General features: G+C 71.5%; 4 protein-coding genes. All 4 read right to left on the bottom strand.

Annotated features, from left to right (window positions below):
• A partial coding sequence (locus Q0112_RS13105) for a translation initiation factor IF-2 associated domain-containing protein (RefSeq protein ID WP_297975985.1) occupies nucleotides 1-511 on the bottom strand: 511 nt, incomplete at its 3' end.
• A gap of 7 nt (nucleotides 512-518) precedes the next feature.
• Nucleotides 519-1,181 (bottom strand): RNA-binding protein, encoded by a 663-nt coding sequence (locus Q0112_RS13110; RefSeq protein WP_297975986.1) that lies wholly within the window; start codon nucleotides 1,179-1,181, stop codon nucleotides 519-521.
• Between the two features lie 19 nt (nucleotides 1,182-1,200).
• Nucleotides 1,201-2,814 (bottom strand): transcription termination factor NusA, encoded by a 1,614-nt coding sequence (gene nusA / locus Q0112_RS13115; protein ID WP_297975989.1) that lies wholly within the window; start codon nucleotides 2,812-2,814, stop codon nucleotides 1,201-1,203.
• Nucleotides 2,811-3,485 (bottom strand): ribosome maturation factor RimP, encoded by a 675-nt coding sequence (gene rimP, locus Q0112_RS13120; RefSeq protein WP_297975991.1) that lies wholly within the window; start codon nucleotides 3,483-3,485, stop codon nucleotides 2,811-2,813. Before rimP ends, nusA begins: the two co-directional genes overlap by 4 nt.
• Nucleotides 3,486-3,664: the final 179 nt, after the last annotated feature.

Consider the following 3,664-nt stretch of genomic DNA (forward strand, 5'->3'; position numbering starts at 1 on the left):
GCGCATCCTGCGCCGCGGCGGGGTCGATCGCCTCGGGCTGCGCGGTCGCCGGGCGCTGGGCGGGGCGGGCGGCGCGCTGGGCGGCGCGGGCCTCGTCCTCGGCCTTCTCGGCGGCGGCGGCGGCGGCGCGCTGCTCCTGGATCTCGCGCTCCTTCTGGGCGCGCTCGGCGGCGTCGCGCTCGGCGCGGAGCCGGGCGAGCTCGGCGGCGCGGGCCTCGGCGGTCTGCCGCTCGCGCTCGCGCCGGTCGCGCTCCTGCGCCTTGGCGGCCTCGACGGCGCGCAGGCGCCGCTCGAACTCGGCGTCCGAGAGGCCGGCGGTGGTGCCGCCGCGCGCGGACCCGCCGCCGGGCGCGCCCGGCTTCGGCACCAGGACGCGCTTGCGCTTGTGCTCGACCGTGACCGACTTGGTGCGCCCGTGGCTGAAGCTCTGGCGCACGTGGCTGGTCTCGGTGCCGCCCCCGCGCAGCCCGAGCGTCTTGCCCTTGCCGGTCCCGTCCTTGTTATCCATCATTCCGTCTCTAGCCTTTCCCGCGGGGGCCTTCCCCCGCCAATACGTCCGTCCCGGCCTCCGCCGACGCGGTTCCCATATTCACGTCCCGGATGCCTGACAGCCGCAGGGCCTCGTCCCTGATCCGGTCACTCAGACCGCCCGCAAGCACGGCGGCATGTATCACACGATCGCGGGCGAAGGCCACACCCAATTCATGCGCGAAAAGGCACGCAACGAGGGTGTCCTCGCCCTCCGGCGGGCGGAGCCGCGCACGTTCGCGCGAGGAGCCGTCCGCCGCCTGCACCAGCAGCGCCGCCTCGCCCGAGGCGAGCGCCGCCTTGGTCTTCTCGAGGCCCGCCACCGCCTCGCCGGCCTTGCGCGCCAGCGCGAGAAGCTCGACGAGCCGCGCCGCGAGCAGCGCCTCGACCCGCGCCGCCAGGTCGGCCGGCGCGCGCAGCTGCCGCTTGGCCGCGCGGGCGAAGAGGCCCTTGGCGGCCGCCTGGCCGATCGCCGCGGCGTCGGCGCTCACCCACATCCCCCGCCCCGGCAGCTTGCCGGCGAGGTCGGGCACGACGACGTCGTCCGGCCCGGCCACGAAGCGGACGAGCCCGCCGCGCGGGCGCGTGGCGCGGGTGACGATGCAGCGCCGCTCGCCCCCCTCGCCCTCCCTGATCCGCCCCCCGCGCGTCACGCCGCCCCCGGTGCCGGCCTCAGGCTTCGCCCTCGGCCGCCTCCTCGTCCTCGTCTTCCGCCGGCTCCTCGCTGACCAGATCGGCCGGGTCCACCCAGCCGAGCTGCACGCGCGCGTTCATCACCAGCGTCTGCGCCTCCTCGAGGCTCATGTCGTACTTCTCGAGCAGGCCCTCGTCCTTCACCCGCTTGCCGTCGACGGTGGTATAGCCGCCGGCGAGCTCCCAGTCGGCGCAGCGCGCGAACTCCTCGAGGCTGGTGATGCCGTCCTCGGCCAGCGTCTCGATCATCTGCGGCGTCAGCCCCTCGAAGTCGAAGAGGCTCTGCTCGACGCCGAGCTCGCGCGCATGCTCGATCGCCTTGGCGTTGATCTCCTCGAGGCTCTCCCGCGCCCGCGCCTGCAGCTCCTCGGCGGTGTTCTGGTCGAAGCCGTCGATGGAGGAAAGCTCGTCGAGGTCGACATAGGCCACCTCCTCCAGCGTGGCGAAGCCCTCGGCCACCAGGAGCTGCGCCACCATCTCGTCGACGTTCATCGTCTCCATGAAGTGCTGCGTCCGCTCGGCGAACTCGGCCTGCCGCCGCTCGCTCTCCTGCGCCTCGGTCAGGATGTCGATGTCGAAGCCGGTGAGCTGGGAGGCGAGCCGCACGTTCTGGCCGCGCCGGCCGATGGCGAGCGAAAGCTGCTCGTCGGGCACCACCACCTCGATCCGCTCCGAATCGTCGTCGAAGACGACCTTGGAGACCTCGGCGGGCTGCAGCGCGTTGACGAGGAAGGTGGCCGGATCCTGGTTCCAGGGGATGATGTCGATCTTCTCGCCCTGGAGCTCGGAGACGACCGCCTGCACGCGGGAGCCGCGCATACCGACGCAGGCGCCGACCGGGTCGATCGAGCTGTCGTAGGAGATGACGCCCATCTTCGCCCGGCTGCCCGGGTCGCGCGCCACCGCCTTGATCTCGATGACGCCGTCGTAGATCTCCGGCACCTCCATCTTGAAGAGCTCGGCCAGGAACTCGGGCGCGGTGCGCGAGAGGAAGATCTGCGGGCCGCGGGTCTCGTGGCGCACCTCGCGGATCAGCGCCCGGACGCGGTCGCCGTTGCGGAAGGCCTCGCGCTGGATCAGCTGGTCGCGGCGCAGGATCGCCTCGCCGCGCCCGACGTCGACGATGACGTTGCCGTACTCGGTGCGCTTGACGATGCCGTTGATGATCTCGCCGACGCGGTCCTTGAATTCCTCGTACTGGCGCAGCCGCTCCGCCTCGCGGACCTTCTGCATGATGACCTGCTTGGCCGACTGCGCCGCGATCCGGCCAAAGTCCATCGGCGGCAGCGAGTCGGTCAGATAGTCGCCGATCTCGGCGTCGGGCTTGATGCGGCGGGCGTCCTCGAGCGTCAGCTCGGTGAAGAGGTTCTCCGGCTCCTCCACCACGTGCCGGTAGCGGGTCATCGCGAGATCGCCGGTCTTGCGGTCGATCTTGGCCCGGATGTCGTACTCCGCGCCGTAGCGCGAGCGCGCGGCCTTGCCGAGGGAGTCCTCCATCGCCTCGATGACGAGGGCCGGATCGATCATCTTCTCGCGGGCGACGGCATCGGCGATCTGGAGGAGCTCCAGCCGGTTGGCAGAGGTCACGCTCATTTCACTTCTTCCTCATCTCTATCGGTTTCGGGCGACGTTTCGTCGTCGTCCTCGGTTTGGGCGTCCTCGGTCTGCTCGTCCTCGGCCTGGTCGTCCTCGGCCTGCTCGTCCTCGGTCTGGATCTCGTCGAAGCCCTGCGGCAGCTCGCCCGGATCGAACCCCTGCGCCTTGCGGCCCGCCAGGCTCTCGGCCACCAGCGCGTCGGTCAGCACCAGCTTGGCGTCGGCCAGGAGGTCGAAGGAGAGCCCGATCACCCCTTCCGGGATCTCGATCAGCACCTCGCCGTCCTGCACCCCGGCGAGCTCGCCCTTGAAGCGCTTGCGCCCGTCGATCGCCTCCTGGGTCTCGAGCTTCGCCTCGTAGCCCTCCCAGCGCGCGAAGTCCTTCAGCCGCGTCAGCGGCCGGTCGATGCCCGGGCTCGAGACCTCGAGGTTGTACTCGCCGCTGATCGGATCCTCGACGTCGAGCACCGCGCCGACGGCACGGCTGATCCGGGCGCAGTCCTCGATCTCGATGCCGCCCTCCGGCCGCTCGGCCATGATCTGCAGCACCGCCCGCTTGCCGCCCATCAGGCGCAGGCGGACCAGCTCGAAGCCCATGCCCTCGATCACCGGCGCCACGATGGCGGCGAGGCGGCGGTCGATGGCGGCTTTGGCGATCAGGTCGGTCAAGCGGGGCTCCAGAAGCAGGAAACGGGCCAGCGGCCCGTTCGCGAGTTCCGGTGGAGGATCGTCTTTCGAGCGACCCGCCGCTGATGGGGCGCATATAGGAGCCCGCCCCGGCCGATGCAAGGGAAATCGTCAGCCCGAAAAGCCCCGCCGCTCCTCCATCGCGCCGAGCCAGTCCTGCG

The sequence above is a fragment of the uncultured Amaricoccus sp. genome, from assembly GCF_937858865.1.
Taxonomy (GTDB): domain Bacteria; phylum Pseudomonadota; class Alphaproteobacteria; order Rhodobacterales; family Rhodobacteraceae; genus Amaricoccus.

What these genes read in the sequence shown, in the direction of transcription:
- nusA (WP_297975989.1), bottom strand. Translation starts at nt 2,814, where the DNA reads ATGAGCGTGACCTCTGCCAACCGGCTGGAGCTCCTCCAGATCGCCGAT.